Origin of the sequence: Streptomyces sp. AC555_RSS877, from assembly GCF_019049245.1 — a bacterium.
In the GTDB taxonomy this organism is placed as follows: domain Bacteria; phylum Actinomycetota; class Actinomycetes; order Streptomycetales; family Streptomycetaceae; genus Streptomyces.
On the sequence record NZ_JAGMUK010000074.1, the window covers coordinates 75,374 to 93,076 of the forward strand.

General features: G+C 70.6%; 15 protein-coding genes and 1 pseudogene. 12 read left to right on the top strand and 4 right to left on the bottom strand.

What is annotated here, in order from left to right; genetic code table 11:
- Positions 1-6 precede the first annotated feature (6 nt).
- A complete protein-coding gene (locus KUM49_RS30445) occupies positions 7-993 on the bottom strand; it encodes an amidohydrolase family protein (protein WP_217240182.1) in 987 nt (328 codons plus the stop codon).
- A 338-nt stretch (positions 994-1,331) separates the two neighbouring features.
- Between KUM49_RS30445 and KUM49_RS30450 the strand changes: the two genes are divergently transcribed.
- A complete protein-coding gene (locus KUM49_RS30450) occupies positions 1,332-2,114 on the top strand; it encodes an IclR family transcriptional regulator (protein WP_217240183.1) in 783 nt (260 codons plus the stop codon).
- Between the two features lie 8 nt (positions 2,115-2,122).
- Here the strand turns inward: KUM49_RS30450 and KUM49_RS50340 are convergent, their stop codons facing one another.
- Complete coding sequence (locus tag KUM49_RS50340) at positions 2,123-2,932, bottom strand: PaaX family transcriptional regulator C-terminal domain-containing protein (protein ID WP_217240184.1); 810 nt, start codon at positions 2,930-2,932, stop codon at positions 2,123-2,125.
- A 183-nt stretch (positions 2,933-3,115) separates the two neighbouring features.
- On the opposite strand from KUM49_RS50340, the gene KUM49_RS30460 reads away from it, so the two are divergent.
- The 7 genes from KUM49_RS30460 (at position 3,116) to KUM49_RS30490 (ending at position 11,798) form a co-directional block, all read left to right on the top strand.
- A complete protein-coding gene (locus KUM49_RS30460; protein WP_217240185.1) occupies positions 3,116-4,633 on the top strand; it encodes an FAD-dependent monooxygenase in 1,518 nt (505 codons plus the stop codon).
- A complete protein-coding gene (locus tag KUM49_RS30465) occupies positions 4,630-6,693 on the top strand; it encodes an acetate--CoA ligase family protein (protein WP_217240186.1) in 2,064 nt (687 codons plus the stop codon). The genes KUM49_RS30460 and KUM49_RS30465 overlap by 4 nt, the downstream gene beginning before the upstream one ends.
- Before the next feature lie 11 nt (positions 6,694-6,704).
- Positions 6,705-8,378: a (2,3-dihydroxybenzoyl)adenylate synthase gene (locus KUM49_RS30470; protein WP_217240187.1), complete on the top strand. Its 1,674-nt coding sequence runs from the start codon at positions 6,705-6,707 to the stop codon at positions 8,376-8,378.
- The gene (locus tag KUM49_RS30475; RefSeq protein WP_217240188.1) at positions 8,368-9,456 is read left to right on the top strand and encodes a cupin domain-containing protein; all 1,089 of its coding nucleotides are present in this window, start codon (positions 8,368-8,370) and stop codon (positions 9,454-9,456) included. The genes KUM49_RS30470 and KUM49_RS30475 overlap by 11 nt, the downstream gene beginning before the upstream one ends.
- Positions 9,453-10,286 carry a fumarylacetoacetate hydrolase family protein gene (locus KUM49_RS30480; protein WP_217240189.1) on the top strand — a complete coding sequence of 278 codons (834 nt, stop codon included), beginning with the start codon at positions 9,453-9,455 and terminating at the stop codon, positions 10,284-10,286. Before KUM49_RS30475 ends, KUM49_RS30480 begins: the two co-directional genes overlap by 4 nt.
- 2 nt (positions 10,287-10,288) lie before the next feature.
- The gene (locus tag KUM49_RS30485; RefSeq protein WP_217240190.1) at positions 10,289-11,002 is read left to right on the top strand and encodes a maleylpyruvate isomerase family mycothiol-dependent enzyme; all 714 of its coding nucleotides are present in this window, start codon (positions 10,289-10,291) and stop codon (positions 11,000-11,002) included.
- 67 nt (positions 11,003-11,069) lie between these two features.
- On the top strand, positions 11,070-11,798 hold the full coding sequence (locus KUM49_RS30490; protein ID WP_217240191.1) for an alpha/beta fold hydrolase: 729 nt from the start codon (positions 11,070-11,072) through the stop codon (positions 11,796-11,798).
- A gap of 94 nt (positions 11,799-11,892) precedes the next feature.
- On the opposite strand, the pseudogene KUM49_RS30495 reads toward KUM49_RS30490, so the two are convergent.
- A pseudogene (locus tag KUM49_RS30495) lies at positions 11,893-11,988 on the bottom strand (IS5/IS1182 family transposase); the annotation flags it as partial.
- A gap of 239 nt (positions 11,989-12,227) precedes the next feature.
- Between KUM49_RS30495 and KUM49_RS30500 the strand changes: the two are divergent.
- The 4 genes from KUM49_RS30500 (at position 12,228) to KUM49_RS30515 (ending at position 15,359) form a co-directional block, all read left to right on the top strand.
- Positions 12,228-12,485 (top strand): hypothetical protein, encoded by a 258-nt coding sequence (locus KUM49_RS30500; protein ID WP_217240192.1) that lies wholly within the window; start codon positions 12,228-12,230, stop codon positions 12,483-12,485.
- Entirely contained in the window at positions 12,482-13,456 is a 975-nt protein-coding gene (locus KUM49_RS30505; RefSeq protein ID WP_217240193.1) for a RimK family alpha-L-glutamate ligase, read from the top strand. The genes KUM49_RS30500 and KUM49_RS30505 overlap by 4 nt, the downstream gene beginning before the upstream one ends.
- Positions 13,457-13,644: 188 nt before the next feature.
- Positions 13,645-14,271: a bifunctional 2-polyprenyl-6-hydroxyphenol methylase/3-demethylubiquinol 3-O-methyltransferase UbiG gene (locus tag KUM49_RS30510; protein ID WP_217240194.1), complete on the top strand. Its 627-nt coding sequence runs from the start codon at positions 13,645-13,647 to the stop codon at positions 14,269-14,271.
- 323 nt (positions 14,272-14,594) lie between these two features.
- Positions 14,595-15,359, top strand: a complete 765-nt coding sequence (locus KUM49_RS30515; protein ID WP_217240195.1) for an alpha/beta fold hydrolase — start codon at positions 14,595-14,597, stop codon at positions 15,357-15,359.
- Between the two features lie 1,204 nt (positions 15,360-16,563).
- Here KUM49_RS30515 and KUM49_RS30520 read toward each other — a convergent pair.
- Positions 16,564-17,571 (bottom strand): cytochrome c oxidase assembly protein, encoded by a 1,008-nt coding sequence (locus KUM49_RS30520; protein ID WP_217240196.1) that lies wholly within the window; start codon positions 17,569-17,571, stop codon positions 16,564-16,566.
- Between the last annotated feature and the right edge of the window lie 132 nt (positions 17,572-17,703).

Sequence of the window (17,703 nt, forward strand, 5' to 3'; positions counted from 1 at the left end):
CTCCGCTCAGACACCCGCGAGTGCGGGCGTGGTGGTGAGGCCGAGGAGCTTCTCGGCGTTCTGGTGGCCGATCTTGAGCCGGTCGGCGTCGCTGATCGGGGCGTTCTGCAGGAACGTCGTGGCCGTCTCGATGTCCTCGAAGGGGTAGTCGGTGCCGAAGAGTATGTGGTCGGCGCCCATCGAGAGCAGGGCGGTGAGCAGCGGGGCGGGGGAGCAGACGCCGCTGGTCGTGATGTAGAGGTTGTGCCGGATGTACTCCGAGGGGCGCCCGCGCTTGAGCTCGATGCCGTGGTGCGCGTGGAACTCCCAGCGGGAGTCCATGCGCCACATCACATAGGGCAGTCCCTCTCCCATGTGGCCGAGGAGCAGCTTGGCGTTCGGGAAGTCGTCGAAGACCCCGCCGAAGATGAGGCGCAGGGCGTGGGTGGCGGTGTCGATGCCCCAGCTCCACATCGGTCCGACGAGTTCGGGGTGTCCGGAGAGCACGTGCGCGGTGTCGACGCCGTTGGCCGGGTGCAGATACAGCGGTACGTCGAAGTGCTCGGCGCGCTCCCAGACGACGCGCAGGGCGGGGTCGTCCAGGTACCGGCCGTGGGTGTGCGCGTTGACGAGGGCGCCGCGCAGGCCGAGCTGGGTGACCGCGCGTTCCAGTTCGTCGGCGGCGGCCTGGGGGTCCTGGAGGGGCAGGGCGGCGAAGCCGGAGAAGCGGTCGGGGTGCTCGGCGATGACGCCGGTGAGGAAGTCGTTGACGGTGATCGCCTGGCGTACGGCGGCCTGCGGGTCCTTCTCCGCCTGGAGGCCGGGGGAGTTGAGTGAGAGCACCTGCATGTCCAGGCCGGCGGCGTCCATGCCGTCGAGGCGTTCCTCGGTGAGGTCGAGGAGCCGCCGGGAGGCCTCGGCCCACGCGTGGGGCTGGGCGATGGAGGCGGTGGAGGTGCCGTGGCCCACCAGGTCAGGGGTCACGAAGTGTTCTTCGAGGCCGATCAGCTTCATTGCGGAGTTCTCCTCGGGGAATGTCGTACGCGGGATCTCGTGGGCGGGCTTCGTTCTGTGTTCGAGGTCCCGTAGGCAGACGGGGTGTGGCGGCGCCCGGCTCGGTGTGAGTGGCCGGGGCGGATGAGATGCGCGGGTGTGTGCGCCGAAGGACGAGCGGCTCGGGCGGCTGCGGAACGGGCCGCCGGTGTGGCGGGGGCAGTCGGGGGAGGACCGCCACCGCTCCCGCAGTTCACCAGAACGTAATGCGTTCCGCAATAGTGAATGTAAGATCTGTTGTAGCGGCCGCCTCGATAGGCTGACCGCGTTCATGCACCCGCAGGGGAGAAGGCTGCGCTGTGACCACGACTGACCCCAGGGAGAACGGGGAGCGGCAGGGCATCCAGTCCGTCGAGATGGCGATGCGAGTCCTGCTGGCGCTGGAGAGCGGCGGCGGTGCGCTGAGCCTGTCGGCGATCGCGCAGGCGAGCGGTATGCAGCCCAGCAAGGTGCACCGCTACCTCGTCAGCCTCGGCCGCATCGGCCTGACCTCACAGGATCCCGCCTCGGGCCTCTACGACTTCGGGGCCGCGATGCGCCGCATGGGCGCCGAGTCGCTGCGCCGCACCAACGAGGTGGCGGTGGCGAGCGGCCATGCGACGCAGCTCCGCGACCGCACCGGTCACTCCGTGAACCTCGCGGTCTGGGGCGACCGCGGCCCCATCGTGGTGAGCTGGGCGTACGGCACCCGACCGCTGCCCCTGACGGTGCGCGTCGGCGCCACGCTTCCGCTGCTCACGTCGTCCGTGGGCCAGGTCTTCCTGGCCCACCTGCCCGAGAGCCTCACCGAGGAGGTGTTGGGCGAAGAGCTCCGCGGCAAGGAGGGGGAGTGGACGGCCGAGCGCCTCGCCGCCACCCGGGCGCAGATCCGCGACGACGGACACGTCGTGACGCACAGCGGCGTCATCCCGGGCATCATCTCGGTCGCCGCGCCCGTCTTCGCGGCAGGCGACCCACTGCCGCTCGCCGTCTCCGTCGTCCTGCCCGAGAGCCTCGGCACACCGGACCACATGGCCGAGGTGACCCAGGAGTTGCGCGACACCGTGGCCGCGGCCTCGCACGAGCTGGGACACCTGGCGTAGAGCCAGTCCTACGCGACAGGGCGCGGGCCGGCCACCTCGTCGTAGTAGGACTCGGCGGAGGGGCCGAGGACCTCGTGGGCCTCCAGGAACATCTCGTGCGCCTCGTGGCCCACCCAGCCCGCGGGAAGGAGATCCGTCGGCAGGTCCGGGTCGCGGAAGGGGAACTTGCGGTAGTCGTAGGTCAGCCGCATGCGCTCGACCATCGCCTCCTCGGGGCTGAGGTGACCGGCCCGGTACGACGGCATCCGGCTGCGGTAGGTGCGCAGCAGCTCCCGGTAGTCCTCGTTGAGGGCGGCGAGGTCCCAGCCGCGCGCCGCCATCTCGCGATCGACGGTCAGACCCCCGGACTGGCAGCGCAGGGTGTCCAGGCGTACCGCCGGCTCGTCCGCGAACTTCTCCCGGACCTGCTGGAGCCGGTCGTGCGGGGAGACGTAGGTGGACGGGGCCAGGGGGCCGAAGCCCAGCCAGGCCAGCTCCTTGCGGATGCGGTCGCGTACACCGCGCTCCGTCTCGGGGACCGAGTAGATGACCATGTGCCAGTGCCGGTCCCAGTCGGACGGGGCCCGGTCGAAGATGCGTGCGCGGCCCTCGTCGAGGAGCCGGAGACTGCGCTTGTTGAGCGTGTAGACCGTCTCCCTGCCCTCGCGCCGGACGTCGAACCAGTCCTCCTTGCGCAGCCGCGCGAGGACCACCCGCACGGTGCTCTCGCCGACGCCGAAGCAGCCCATCAGCGCGCTGAGGGTACGTAGCCGGGCGGCGCCGCCGCGATAGCGGACGTAGTCGCCGAACAGGTCGAAGACGATCGATCGAGGCTTCACGAAACTGACTATGCCACAGGGACGGCCGTCGCAAGGACGAACCGTCTGACCGGCAAAATGCTTGTTTTCGTTGGAGAAGCGGCGTCGACGAAGCGCGACAAATTATTCACGCCCGTGTATCCATTGACACGAGATGTGTCCGGGCCTGAGTCTGGGCCTGTACTCGACGTGGAGGCAGGAGCCATGGTTACTCGGATCGCTTGCGTGGGAGGCGGCCCCGGTGGGCTGTTCTTCGCAGCGCTCATCAAGCAGGCCGATCCGTCGGTCGAGGTGACGGTCTTCGAACGCAACCGCGCGGAAGACACCTTCGGCTTCGGCGTGGTGTTCTCGGATGCGACTCTGGCCGCCATCCACGCGGCGGACCCCGTGCTGCGCACAGCGCTCGCGGACCACGGCCGGCACTGGGACGACATCGAGGTGCGGCTGAAGGGGCAGCGGATCCGGTGCGGTGGCAACGGCATGGCGGCCATCACCCGCAGGACCCTGCTCCAGCTGCTGCACCAAAGGGCCGAGGAGGTCGGGGTCGAGCTCCGGTTCAGCCACGAGGTTCCCGCTGATCCGGCCGAGCTGGCCGACTACGACGTGATCGTGGCCGCCGACGGGGCGAACTCCCGGCTGCGCGACCGGCTCGCCGACGTACTGGTGCCGGAGGCGGAGGTCGCGACCGCCAAGTTCATCTGGTTCGGCACGGACTATCTCTTCGACGGCCTGACCTTCGTGCACGAGCACGGCCCGCACGGCACGTTCGCCGTGCACGGCTACCCGATCAGCGACAGCGTGAGCACCTTCATCGTCGAGACGGACGAGGAGTCCTGGCGCAAGGCGGGCCTCGACGAGTTCGACACCGCGCAGCCGCCCGGACCGAGCGACGAGAAGAGCAAGGCGTACCTGGAGAAGCTCTTCGCCGAGCAGATCGACGGGCACGAACTGCTGGTCAACAACTCCCGCTGGGGCAACTTCCGCACCCGGCGCACCCGGCGCTGGCACAGCGGCAACGTCGTCCTGCTCGGCGACGCCGCGCACACCGCGCACTTCTCCGTCGGCTCCGGTACCAAGATGGCCCTGGAGGACGCCGTCGCCCTCGCCGACAGCCTCCTCACCCACCGCGACGACCTGCCGAGCGCCCTGGAGGCGTACGAGGCGGCCCGGCGCCCCTCGGTGGAGAAGATCCAGGGCTCCGCCCGGCCGAGCCTGTCCTGGTGGGAGCACTTCGGGCGCTACCACGAGGCGTTCGAACCGACGCAGTTCACCTTCCACTTCATCTCCCGCAGCATCGGCAAGGAACGGATCGCGCGCCGCGACCCCGAGTTCGTCGACCAGGTCGTACGGGACTGGCGTGCGGCGCACGACGGACGCGATCCCCTGGACACGCCCTTCCGGGAGTTCGGCGGCCGGCGGCTGACCTCCCAGGAGCTGACGGCGCTGCGTGCCGAGGGATGCCGGTGGCTCACCGCACCCGAGGGTGAGGCTCAACTGCCGCAGGTCTACGACGAGTTGGCCGACGCCCTGAGTGGTGACACGCCCCCGGAGCTGGTCGCCGTACAAGGGGGGACCCCGTTCACCCGGTCGCTGCTCGCCGAACAGGCCCGGCTGGTGCACGGCATCCCCGTACTGATCGTGGAGGACACGATGGACGACGACCGGGCTGAAACGTTGCTGCTGTCCGGGCGCGCCGACCTGGTGGCGGGGGAGCAGGCATGAGCACCGACCTGACGCCGCTCTTCGCGCCCGAGGGCGTGGCCGTGATCGGCGCCTCCCGGCAGAGCGGCAAGCTGGGCGCCGCCATGGCCCGCTCACTGGCCCCCTTCCCCGGCGCCCGCGCCCTGGTCAACGCACGGAGACCGGAGCCCGCCGAGGGCGTCTACGCCTCGGTCGCCGAAGCAGCCGCCCACACCGCCGGACGGCTCGACCTGGCCGTCCTGTGCGTACCCGCGGCCGGCTGCGCCGACGCCCTGGCCGACGCGGCCGCCGCCGGCTGCCGTGCCGCGCTGGTCTGTGCCGGCGGTTTCGGTGAGGCGGGCCCGGAGGGCGAGGCCCACGCGGACGCACTGCGCCTCGTCGCCCAGGAGACCGGGATCCGACTGCTCGGACCGAACACCTCCGGATTCTTCGCTCCCCACATGGGCCTGACGGCCAGCTTCGTGCCCGCGGCAGGACAGCTCCCGGCCGGGGACATCGCGGTGGTCGCGGCCAGCGGCGGCGTCAACCACGCGCTCTCCTTCGACCTGGTCGCCGCTGGCAACGGCATCAGCCTCGGCGTCGGCATCGGGGCGGGCCTCGGCGTGACCGCCGCGGACGTCCTGGAACACCTCGCGGGGGACAGTCGTACGACGGCCGTGGCGCTGCACCTGGAGACGGTGCCGGACGGGCCGCGGCTGGTGGAGGCCGTACGGCTGGTGACCGGCGTCAAGCCGGTCGTGGCCCTGGTCGTCGGCCGCAGCGACGTCGGTGACTTCGCCCGGTCGCACACCGGAGCGCTCGCCACCTCCTGGCGTACGACGCGGGCCGCGCTGCGGCAGGCCGGGGCCGTGGTCGTGGACGACGAACGGGAGCTGGTGGACGCGCTCACCGCCCTGTCCCGCATCCAGCTGCGTCCCCACCCGGACCCCGGGCTCGCCATCGTGACCGCCCAAGCGGGGCCGGGGCTGCTGCTGGCGGACCGGGCGGGCGCCGACAGCATCCGGATGCCGGAGCTGGCTGAGAGCACCCAGCGGGCGCTCGGCGAACTGCTGCCCCCGCTCACCTACCAGCGCAACCCGGTCGACACGGGTCGGCCCGCCGAAACCTTCGCGCGCGTGCTGGACACCACGGCCACGGATCCGGCGGTGGACCTGCTCGCCGTCTACGCACTCACCGAGCCCGACAGCGTCGACCTCGCCTCCGCCGTCCAGGACGCCGGCCTCGGCACGCAATCCCCGGCCGTCGTGGTCGTCGGCGGCCTCCCCGAGGATGTCGCCGAACAGCGTGCGCGCCTGCACAAGGCGGGGATTCCGGCGCTGACCGGACCCGCTTCCGCCGCGAATGCCGTACGGGCTCTGGTGACGCATGCCCGACAGCGGGCTGTGCGCACCGAAGGGTCAGCCGACGGGTCGCGGCAGGAGACGGCCGCCGCCGTGCCGCCCGGTCCGCTGGACGAGGACGCCGCCAAGACGTTCCTCGCCTCGCTCGGCATCCGTACCCCGAACCGCCGCGCCTGCGACACACGAGCCGACGCCCACCACGCCCTGCGCCTGCTGGGCGGGCCCGTCGCGGTCAAGGTGCTCGATGCCGCGATCCTCCACAAGACGGAGATCGGCGGAGTCCACCTGGGCGTGCGCACCCCCGACGAACTCGACGCGGCCCTGGACGCCATCGGCGCCGACCGCCGCTACCTGGTCGAGGCCATGGCCCCGGCCGGTGTCGACCTCGTGCTCGGCGCGCGCCGCGACCCCGTCTTCGGGCCGGTCGTCCTCGCCGGGCTGGGCGGCACCGCCGCCGAGGCGCTCGCCGACGTGGCGATCCGGCTCGCCCCGCTCTCCGTCGCCGAGGCCGCCGGCATGCCCGACGACCTGGCTGCCCGCGCCCTGCTCGACGGCTGGCGCGGCGGGCCGGTGCTGGACCGCGCCGAGTTCGGGCGGGTCGTCGCGGCACTCGGCGCCTGCCTCGCCGCGAGCCCCGACACCGCCGAGATCGAGATCAACCCGCTGCGGCTCACGGCCGAGGGACTGATCGCACTGGACGCCGTGATCGTCCCCACCGCACCACCCGCACAGGACCGCTAAGGAGAACGACCATGCCCAGGCCGAGCAGCAAAGGCGCTGTGCCCTGGCCCGAGGAGTACGCCAGGCGCTACGCCGACAAGGGCTACTGGGAGGGCCATGCGATCGGCGACCGGCTCCACGCCGTCGCCGACGCCACTCCCGACACGGTCGCGCTCGTCGACGGCGACCGGCGGCTGACGTACCGGCAACTCGCCGAGCGCGCGGACGCCGTGGCGCTCCGGCTGGCCGCGCTCGGGCTCCGCCCGGACGACCGGCTCGTGGTGCAGCTGCCCAACACCGCCGAGTTCGTGATCCTCGCCTACGCCTGTCTCCGTCTCGGCGTGATCCCGGTGATGGCACTGCCGGGACACCGCAGACACGAGATCGGCTACCTGGTCGAGCACAGCGAGGCCGTGGCCATCGCCGTACCGGGCTTCCTCAAGGACCACGACCACCAGGCGATGGCCTTCGAGGTCGCCGGCGGCTCACCGACCCTTCGGCACGTCCTCGTACTCGGCGACAAGGTCGGCGACGACGCCGTGGACCTGCGGGAGTTGTGCGCCGCGCCCGGCACGCCGGCGGACCGGGCCGCCGTGGACGCGTACCGGCCGGACAGCCGCTCGATCGCCGTCTTCCTGCTCTCCGGCGGCACCACCGGGCTGCCCAAGCTGATCACCCGCACGCACGACGACTACCTCTACAACGCCCGCCGCAGCGCCGAGGTCTGTGAGTTCGGCGCCGACACGGTCTACTTCGCCGCGCTGCCCCTCGGGCACAACTTCCCGCTCGCCTGCCCCGGCCTGCTGGGCGTACTGCTGAACGGCGGCCGGGTGGTGCTGGGGTCCCCCAACCCGGAAAAGGCGTTCCCGATCGTCGAACGAGAGCGCGTCACCGCTTCTGCTCTGGTTCCGGCCATCGCCCAGCGTTGGCTGGACCACCACCGGGAACACCCGGGGACCGACCTGAGCTCACTGCGGATCCTCCAGGTCGGCGGCTCCCGGCTCGCCGACCACGTCGCCCGCCGTGTCCGCCCCGAACTCGGCTGCACGCTCCAGCAGGTGTTCGGGATGGCCGAAGGCCTGCTCAACTACACGCGCCCGGACGACCCGGAAGACATCATCTGTACGACGCAGGGGCGCCCCATGTGCGAGGACGACGAACTCCTCGTCGTCGACGAACTGGGCAACCCGGTCCCCGACGGGGCCCCGGGGGTGCTGCTCACCCGCGGCCCCTACACCCCGCGCGGCTACTACCGCGCCGACGAGCAGAACGCCCGCGCCTTCACCGAGGACGGCTGGTACCGCACGGGCGACATCGTGCGGCTGCTGCCCGACGGCAACCTGGTGGTCGAGGGCCGCGACAAGGACATGATCATCCGGGGCGGGGAGAACATCTCCGCCGAGGAGATCGAGAACTTCGCCTACCAGACCCCCGGCGTCGCCCGCGCCGCCGCCGTGGCGATGCCCGACGCACAACTCGGCGAGCGCGTCTGCCTCTACGTCGTACCGGAACCGGGACACACGGTGGCCCTCGACGACATCCACCACGTCATGGAGAACGCGGGTACCGCCCGCTTCAAGTTCCCTGACCGGTTGGTGACGGTCCCCGAACTCGCCGCCACCAAGGTCGGAAAGATCGACAAGAAGGCCCTGCGCGCCGACATCACGCGCCGCCTCGACGCCGAAGGAACCCCCGATGACCAGTGACTCCGTCATAGCCCCGGAGGAGACGGACCCCGAACTCCGCAAGCTGTACGACGGCTTCGCAACCGCCGGGCTCATCCCCCTGTGGACCGAGATCGGCAACCTCATGCCGCTCACCCCCCAGCCCGAGGCCGTCCCGCACGTCTGGCCATGGGACACACTCCTCCCGCTCGCCCGCAGGGCCGGCGACCTCGTGCCGGTCGGGCGCGGCGGTGAGCGCCGCGCGATAGCGCTCGCCAACCCGGGCCTGCCCGGGCGTCCGTACGCGACTCCCAACCTCTGGGCGGCCGTTCAGTACCTCGGCCCGCGCGAGGTCGCCCCCGCGCACCGGCACTCGCAGGGCGCCTTCCGTTTCATCCTGGAGGGCGAGGGCGTGTGGACGGTCGTCAACGGCGACGCGGTCGAGATGCGCCCCGGCGACCTGCTCCTCACCCCGTCGATGCACTGGCACGGCCACCACCATGTCGGTGACGCGCCGATGGTCTGGCTGGACGGCCTCGACATCCCGCTCGTGCACCGCCTGGACGCCGGGTTCTTCGAGTTCGGCGAGGACGGGGTGTCGGACCGCTCGACCCCGTCCCGCTCACGCAACGAACGCCTCTGGGGCCACCCGGGACTGCGCCCGATCGCAGTCCCCAGCACCCCCGACTCCCCGCTCATGGCCTACCGCTGGGCCGACACCGACGACGCCCTCACCGCCCAGCTGGAACTGGAGGACGAGGGGTACACCGGCGTCATCGAGCCCGGCCATGCCGGCATCCGCTTCACCAACCCCGCTTCCGGCCGCGACGCCCTCGCCAGCCTGCGCACCGAGATGCACCGCCTGCGCGCGGGCACCACCACCGCGACCCGCCGCACCGTCGGCTCGTCCGTCTGGCAGGTCTTCCGCGGCAGTGGCACCGTCACCCTCGACGACCGCGAGATCGAGGTGTCCGACGGTGACCTGATCGCCGTGCCCTCCTGGTGCGCCCTGACCATCGCCGCCGACACCCAACTCGACCTGTTCACCTTCAACGACGCGCCGCTCTACGAGGCGCTGAACCTCGCCCGCACCGAAACGACCGGGAGCACGTCCGCATGAAGCTCGCCACCATCCGCACCGCCGACGGCACGGTCGCCGTCCGTCTCGACGGCGACCGTGCCGTGGAGACCGGCACCCCCGACGTCGCCGCCCTGTTGCGCCGCCCCGACTGGCGTTCCTACGCGGCCGCCGCCGATGGGCCGACGCACGACGTGGCGGCCCTCGACTTCGCCCCGGTGGTCACGACCCCCGCCAAGATCTTCTGCGTGGGCCACAACTACCGCGCTCACATCGCGGAGATGGGCCGCGACATGCCGTCGTACCCCGCCCTCTTCGGCAAGTTCGCCAACGTCCTGCTCGGCGCCCGCGACGACATCGTCCACCCGGGCGAGACGGAGGAGCTGGACTGGGAGGCCGAACTCGGGTTCGTCATCGGTTCGCAGCTGCGCCGCCGGGCCACCAAGGAGGAGGCGGCAGCCGCGATCGCCGGCTACACCGTCGTCAACGACATCTCCATGCGGGACTGGCAGTGGCGTACCCCGCAGTGGCTGCAGGGCAAGGCGTGGGAGGCCAGCACGCCGGCCGGGCCCTGGCTGGTGACCGGCGACGAGATCGACGACGCTGCCGACCTGGAGATCCGCCTGGAGGTGGACGGGCAGGTCATGCAGCGCTCGCGCACGTCCGACCTGCTGTTCACCCCCGCGGACATCGCCGCGTACCTCAGCACGTTCACGACGCTGGAGCCGGGCGACCTCGTCCTCACCGGTACCCCGGGCGGGGTTGGTGCGGCTCGCGACCCGAAGGTGTTCCTGAAGCCCGGCCAGGTCGTACGGACCGTGGTCGAGGGCATCGGGGAGTGCGTGAACACGGTCGTCGAGGACAAGCCGTGAGCATGCCGGAACAGGTTCTCGGATGGGTCGAGGACGGCCAGCGCCGACTGCAGCAGGCGGTCGACGCGTTGTCGCAGGACGCGATGACGGAACCGTCCGCGCTGCCCCGCTGGACCCGTGGCCACCTGCTCAGCCACCTCTCCCGCAACGCCGACGCCCTGGTCAACCTGCTGACCTGGGCCCGGACGGGGATGCCGACTCCCATGTACACCTCGCCGGACCAGCGCGTCACGGACATCGAGACGGGCGCCGGACGTCCTCTCGCCGAACAGCAGGCGGACGTACGGGAGTCCGCCGCCCACTTCCGGAAGGCCGCCGACGCACTCTCGGCCGACGCCTGGTCGGCCACCGTCGTCAGCGGGCAGGGCCGTGAGATCCCGGCGTCGGAGGTGCCGTGGCTGCGGGCCCGCGAGGTGTGGATCCACCTGGTCGACCTGCGGGTCGGGGTCGGCGTGGACGCGTTGCCGCCCGACTTCGCCTGGGCCCTCGTACGCGATGTGGCCGGGTGGATGTCGGCGCGTGTCGAGCCGGGAATCGGCGCCGAGTTGGTGGTGGAGGGTCACGGCACCGTCGTACTCGGCACCCCCGTCCCGGGCCTCACGGTCACCGGACCGCCGTACGCCCTCGCCGCCTGGCTCACCGGCCGAGGCGGCACCCAAGAACTGCGTGAACTGCGTGTCACGGGTGAACTCCCGGACATCCCACGCTGGTTGTGACCCCAGTTTTCACCACTCGACCACTCGACCACTCGACCACTCGACCACTCGATCAAAGGAGACCGACATGAGCGAGACCTTCGTCCTGGTGACCGGAGCCTGTCACGGCGGATGGGCCTGGCGCCCGGTCGCGACAGAGCTGAGAGCCGCCGGTCACGTGGTGCACACCCCCACCCTGGCCGGGTTGGGCGCCGACGACGACCCGCGCGGCGTCACCCTCACCGACTGCGTGAACAGCCTCGTGGACTACGTCGAACGCGCCGGGCTGACCGACATCACCCTGCTCGGCCACAGCTGGGGCGGCTACGTCCTCACCGGCGCGGCGCCGAAGCTCGCAGCTCGGATACGGCGCCTGGTCTTCTGGAACGCGTTCGTCCCGGACGACGGCGAGTCCCTGATCGACGCGTGCCCGCCCCACTACGGCGAGATGTTCCACGCCGTGGCAGCCGCCTCCGGCAACGACACAGTGACGTTTCCCTTCGAGGTCTTCCAGCAGGCGTTCATGCAGGACGCCAGCGAGGAGACGCAGCGCCTGATCCACTCCCTGCTCGTCCCGCAACCGCTGGGCACCTTCACCGAGAAGCCGGACACGACGGCGTTCGCCGCACTCGACATCCCCACCGCCTACATCCTGGCCACCGAAGACCTCGCCCTTCCCGGCGAATGGGCCTGGGCCGACCGCTTCCTGCCACGGCTCAAGAACCCCCTGGTCATCGAGACCCCCGGCAGCCACGAGGCCCTCTTCACCCGCCCCGCCGAACTGGCCGACGCGTTCGTCCGGGCCTGCGCGGCATAGGCGGCCACCTCGCGGCGGGGAGCCTGTTGAGGCGTCGGCCGGGCTCGCCCCGGCGCGGCGCTCACTGGTGGAGCGGCATGCCGGCGCTGCGCCACCGGGACGCTTTGGCGTTCGCAGATCTGGATGATCGGATGATCCGGTGAGTGCGGGCCGCCGTCAGGTTGTGGGCTTGGCCGGGCAATGCGGGGCCGACCAGCGCACGCCGGTGCGGCGGGAGTTTGCGGCGGCCATCACCCTCGCACCACCGTGTGTGGGTCAGTAGGTCAACGAGGTGCGTCCGGCGAGGACGGACTCCTCGTCCGGTTCCTCCAAGACCTCGGCCGCCGAGAGCACATCAGCCGAGATCACGACGGGCCCAACGAGCACGGACGGCCCATCGGTGGTTTCGTAGAAGTAGGCGAAGTCGACTACCGATCCGAGGTGGGCACGATGCCTGACTTCAAACTCGGCGATCCTCTGGATGACTACGCGGAGGACGTCATCAAGATGCCGCCCCCGGTCGTCTTCCGTTCACAGCCCGACAGCTATGTGCTTCTGAAGACCCCTGAGCAACTGCGAGCCTGGGAACAAGCGGTTCGGCAGACCACAGGGCTTGAGATCGTCGCCGACAACCTTGCGGGCGTGGCCTCCGAAACCGGGTGCTCGTATGGCGAGGCGAGCCACAGCGACGACTGCGGACTGGCGTGATACTGGCCGTCTCGGTCCGCGACGACCTCCACGCCCTCGCTGTGCAGCACGCTGTGCGCCGCCGGGGGAAGCACGACTTCCACATTGTGGAGAGCGACACCATCGCCGGCAAGCCCTCGCTGTCCTGGTACTCGCACAGCGACGAAGGTGTTAACGGCCATGAGACCGCGACCCTCCTGACCTCCGAGGGCGTCGCTGTCGAGCCCGAGGAGGCTGCTGTCCTGTGGTGGCGGCGCCCCAGGGCCGATCAGGAGATGGCCGCGCATGCGGCCAGCAACCACGAGCGCAGCCTCGTGAACAACGACTGCCGCGGTGCTCTCGGCGGTATCCTCGCCGCCGCTTTCGACGGCCAGTGGATCTCGCCGCCAGAGGCGACCGATCGAGCTGCCGACAAGGTGTACCAACTCGCGGTGGCGCGGGAGGTCGGCTTCCGAGTGCCACGCACCCTGATCTCCCAGTCTCGAGCGGACGTCATAGCCTTCACACGGCAGGTCGGGCGCACCATCGTCAAACCGGTTGTCGGGGCCCGCGGACCGTCCCTCTGGACGCGGTGGGTCGACGACCCCGAATCGATCCCGGAGCCGTCGTTCGAGGTGTGTCCCGCCACCTACCAGGAGTACATCGAAGGCTGTCGGCACGTCAGGCTCAACTGCTTCGGCGAGCGAATGTATGCCGCGCTCATCGAAACGGAAGAACTCGACTGGCGACCCGACCTCCAAGTACCCATATCTCCCTGGCCCGTGCCCGAGGACCTCCGACATCAGGTGGCCTCTGTCCTACGGCGGCTGGGCCTACGCATGGGCGTCGTCGATCTCAAGCTCACGCCGGACGGGCAGCCGGTATGGCTCGAGGTGAACCCACAGGGTCAGTTCCTGTTCCTGGAGCCACTCACGGACGAGCCGCTCACCGAGCACTTCGCAGACTTCCTGCTCTCTGCTGCTGGCGAATCGCGAAGCGCGGAGAATCATTGAGGGCGCCACGCACGACCAACAGACCTCCAGCCCCGGCAACAGGGGAGCGGGCGGTCAGGTAAGCGGGTGGTCAGGTACGGGTGCTGAAGTAGGGCACGGCCGGACTGCCGTCCGCGCCCCACTCTGTGTACCTTCGTAGCAGGCCGCGAGGTCTACACCTACGAGGCTGACCGGAAGGCACACTGAACATGACCGGGCCCCGCGACCGTTGGTCGGAACTGACAGGCGGACATGCTGGAGAGGAATACTCCCAGCGCTTCGCGCGGCTCGCCGCGTCGGGCCACGACATCCACGGCGAGGCCACCTTCTGCGCCGCGCTGCTGAAGCCCGCCGCCCGGATACTCGACGCCGGCTGCGGCACCGGCCGGATCGCGATCCGGCTCGCCGAGCTGGGCCACCACTGCACCGGCGTGGACGTCGACCCCTCGATGCTCGCCGTCGCCCGCCGCGACGCCCCCGATCAGGAGTGGCTCCTCGGCGACCTGGCCCGGCTGGATACCCTCGGCCTGAATCCGGGCTTCGACCTGGCACTCGCCGCCGGGAACGTCATCCCCCTGCTGGCCGACGGCACCGAAGCAGCCGTCGTCCGGCAGCTGGCCGCCGTACTGCGCCCTGCCGGACTGCTGGTCACGGGCATGGGCCTGGACGCGGCACACCTGCCGTTGCCGGAACCGACGGTGACCCTCACGGAGTTCGACCACTGGTGCGCCCAGGCCGGACTGACCCTGCGGCAGCGCTACGCCACCTGGAGCGGCGATCCCTACTACGAAGGCTGCGGCTATGCCGTCAGTGTGCACTCCCGCCTCACCATGTGAGTGCGCCAGGTCCGCGACCGTCCTGCTCACGGCGATGACCAGCGCGTGGGCCATGGCGAGTTGAGGGCTTGGACGGGGTGGTGACCGTTCACACGCCTCTGCACACATCATCGGCGACGCAATCGCGGTGACCTGCGCTTGGCTGGTGGCGGTGGTTCTCCGCCGGAGGCGCCGTTGTTCGATCGGGCGCCGGCTTGCCAGCACCTGGTCCGGCGTTGGGGTTCCTAGTGCTGTGATCGGCATGGTTCGCCGGGCTGATGAGAGGGGTAGTGACGGTGCCAATCGAGAGGCGTTTTGAGCAGCCGCTGAGTAGCGTCTGCCGGATGACGCTCTCTCATGATGTGGCCGGAGACGGTCCTGTGCTGGTGCTGTTGCATTCCGGGGTGTGTGACCGGCGGATGTGGGATGCCCAGTGGCCGGCCTTGATCGACGCCGGTTACCGGCTGATGCGCTGTGATTTCCGAGGCTTCGGTGAGACTCCAGCGCCAGACCGGCCTCACAGCGACGCCGAGGACGTGTTGGCCCTCCTGAACAGTCTGGGCATCGCGCAGGCGACACTGGTGGGCTCCTCGTACGGCGGGCACGTCGCTTTGCAGATCGCCGCGCAGTGGCCAGACCGGGTGAACGCCCTTGCCTTGCTCTGCTCAGCCCTTCCCGGGCATGAACCTTCTGCCGAACTGAACGCACTCGGCGAGCGCGAGGAAGCGCTGCTTGAGGCGGGCGACATCGCTGCCGCGACGGAGCTGATGGTCGACACCTGGCTGGGCCCGGACGCCGACGAGACCGCCCGCGAGGCGGTTCGCCGGATGCAACGGCACGCCTTCGAGCTGCAGATGTCCGCTGCTGAGGAGTTCGAGCCGATAGAAGCCGAGATTGATCTGGCAGCCATTCAGGCTCCCTGCCTCGCCGTGTCGGGGGCGCATGACTTGGTGGACTTCCGACAGATCGCAGCCCGGCTGCCGGATTTGCTCCCGAATGCCGAGCATGTCGAACTGTCTTGGGCAGGTCATCTACCCAGCCTGGAGCGGCCAACGGCTGTCACCGATCTGCTGATCGGATTCCTCAGGGAGAGAGTCCCTGTCGGTTGATCCTGCTCCCGTCCCGTCCCGTCCCGTCCCGTCCTGTCACGCGGCGTCGGCATCGAGCTCATAGGTGCGGGATCGGCTGTCACGGGGCGCCTGTTCGAGACTCAAGCTCATGAGGCTCTTCGGCATCACCGAGGGAACCCGATGCGCTACGTCGGCACTGCCTACCCGGAGCGCACCGCGCAATTGCCCAGGTAGCGGGGCCGCTCTGAGCCCAATGCCGCTGCTAAAGCCTGTGGCGCTGGGGAAAGGGATCCGGCATCATCCTCGTGTGATGGTGATTCCGGCACACGCCGCTGCCGTCACCGCCGCCCTGGCCCGAGCCTTGGACCTGGAGCTCACACAGTGCCCAGCTTCCTGACCCACCGGGCTCGTGTCCACGACGCCCGGCTCCCCCTCCACCAGCGGCACGGCGCGCTGCGCACCTGCCTCACCCTTTTTGCGCCCTACGGTCTGCGGGCGACGTACCACCACCTCACGCTCAGTGCCGCGATCCCCCGGCGCCTGGAGGCGGATCCGGACGCGCTGGTGCGAGCGGTGGAGGAACTGCACGAGGCGCGCGTGCTGTGGCTCGCGCGGGCGGAGGAGTACGCCGCGCAACGCCGGGCGGAGAAGCGGGCCGGGCGGCGGGCCGTACCGAACCCGCGGCCGTGGTGGCTGCGGAGCAGGTGGGACGGACCGGACCGCGTCTGGCACCAAGACCCGTTTCGCCACCCGTCGATGCGACTGTTCGAGTATGTCCGGCGGCAGAACGCGATTCTGGACGGTGCCGAGCCGCCTGGCTGCCCGGCTTGCGGGGATGAAGGACCGCGGGTGCTGAGCTCGACCGGGCACGGGTGGATCGAGCTGTGCCGTGGGTGCCGGTGGGTGCTGGCGCCATGTCCGTGCGGGCAGCGGCACCGGTTCGTGACGGAGATCCCGTTCAGCTGGAACGGGATCTGGCAGCGGGCGCACATGAGCGATGACGGCATGCCGAACCCACATTGGCCTGCGGGCCAGCAAGTTGGATGCGGCACGGCGAACGCTCGGAAAATTAGATCCCGTCAGCCAGAAGCGGGCGGGCCTCATCCTCAGCAGTCGCCGGCCCGCGGCTACGGCGACCGCACCGAGGCACGCCGGGCGGTGTGGCCCCGGACGCATCCTTGTGTGCGGCATACGCTCCGTTCGTAAGGGTCAGCGCCGGTTCCCGGGCGGCCCTCGACGCCGCTCAGCCCGGCCGCCGCTGTCGGATGCGCTCGGCCACTTCACCGTTCTCCGTCTCCCACCACGGGCGGACGAGTTCCGCACCGCGTCCGTCGCCGCCGGTCACCGCACCCTGCCCCTGCGCGGCCCCCGTCGCCGACACCGCGGGGGCCAGTTCCGCGTCCAGGCGGCGGTCCAGGGCCCTCGTCTGGGCGCGTTCGGTGTGCGCCCACTGCACGAGGACGGCCAGCAGGAAGGGCAACGCCACCAGTTCCGCGATGCTGATCATGGCGCCGCCGCCGAGCTGCTGGTCGTACCGCGTGTCCGGAGCCCAGGAAGGCGCATGGCGCAGGTACCAGGCCCCGGCGATCAGCGTGCCGTGGGTCATGACCACGATGCCCGGCACTGCGTCGAGGACGCCGTCGAGGAACACCAGCGCCGCCCGGACCGGATGGGTGCACCACGTCGGCAGTGCCTCCTCGCGGGTGAGTACCGGCACCACGAACAGGCATCCGGCGAGCAGCAGGTGCAGGTACATCAGCTCGTGCAGCCAGCTGTCACGCAGGGCGGTCGCGAAGTAGGGGGTGAAGTACACCGTCAGCTCGGTCCCGAGGACCAGGGCCGTGCTGACCAGCGGGAAGGTGAGCAGCCGCACCGTTCGCCCGGCCATCGCCCGCCGCACTGGGCCGACGGCCGGCCCGGGCAGGGCGCTCAGAGCCAGGCGCAGCGGATCGCCCAGGGCCAGCCCGAGCGGAGCGATCAGGTCGAGGAGGACGTTCTGGACGGCGGCCGGCCAGAACAGCACCCCGTCGTACACGGCCAGCGCGGACATCGTGGCCACGACGAGCGTGCCGAGCCCGAGCAGCGCGAAGGCCACGACGCGGGGCACGGGCCAGTGTTCGCCCCGCCGCCTCACCCGCAGCACCCCCCAGCCGTACAGCGCGCCGAGCAGGGCGACCAGCAGCAGCGCCGGCACATCCAGGTGCCACGATGACAGCAACCGTCCCGTGGTCAGCTCGGGCAGACTGCCCATCGCGACCTCCCTTCCTCGCCGAGACCTACTGCCATGTACTCCCGGGCAGGTCCCCCGCGCACCTGACGCGCCGTCGTCATACCGGGTTCATACCGAACCCATGTGTCCGGCTCCGGCTCCTGCCGAGCGGAC

Coding starts and splice junctions, on each gene's coding strand:
- KUM49_RS30445 (WP_217240182.1), bottom strand. CDS start 993: ATGAAGCTGATCGGCCTCGAAGAACACTTCGTGACCCCTGACCTGGTG.
- KUM49_RS30460 (WP_217240185.1), top strand. CDS start 3,116: ATGGTTACTCGGATCGCTTGCGTGGGAGGCGGCCCCGGTGGGCTGTTC.
- KUM49_RS30465 (WP_217240186.1), top strand. CDS start 4,630: ATGAGCACCGACCTGACGCCGCTCTTCGCGCCCGAGGGCGTGGCCGTG.
- KUM49_RS30470 (WP_217240187.1), top strand. CDS start 6,705: ATGCCCAGGCCGAGCAGCAAAGGCGCTGTGCCCTGGCCCGAGGAGTAC.
- KUM49_RS30475 (WP_217240188.1), top strand. CDS start 8,368: ATGACCAGTGACTCCGTCATAGCCCCGGAGGAGACGGACCCCGAACTC.
- KUM49_RS30480 (WP_217240189.1), top strand. CDS start 9,453: ATGAAGCTCGCCACCATCCGCACCGCCGACGGCACGGTCGCCGTCCGT.
- KUM49_RS30485 (WP_217240190.1), top strand. CDS start 10,289: ATGCCGGAACAGGTTCTCGGATGGGTCGAGGACGGCCAGCGCCGACTG.
- KUM49_RS30490 (WP_217240191.1), top strand. CDS start 11,070: ATGAGCGAGACCTTCGTCCTGGTGACCGGAGCCTGTCACGGCGGATGG.
- KUM49_RS30500 (WP_217240192.1), top strand. CDS start 12,228: ATGCCTGACTTCAAACTCGGCGATCCTCTGGATGACTACGCGGAGGAC.
- KUM49_RS30510 (WP_217240194.1), top strand. CDS start 13,645: ATGACCGGGCCCCGCGACCGTTGGTCGGAACTGACAGGCGGACATGCT.
- KUM49_RS30515 (WP_217240195.1), top strand. CDS start 14,595: ATGACGCTCTCTCATGATGTGGCCGGAGACGGTCCTGTGCTGGTGCTG.
- KUM49_RS30520 (WP_217240196.1), bottom strand. CDS start 17,571: ATGGGCAGTCTGCCCGAGCTGACCACGGGACGGTTGCTGTCATCGTGG.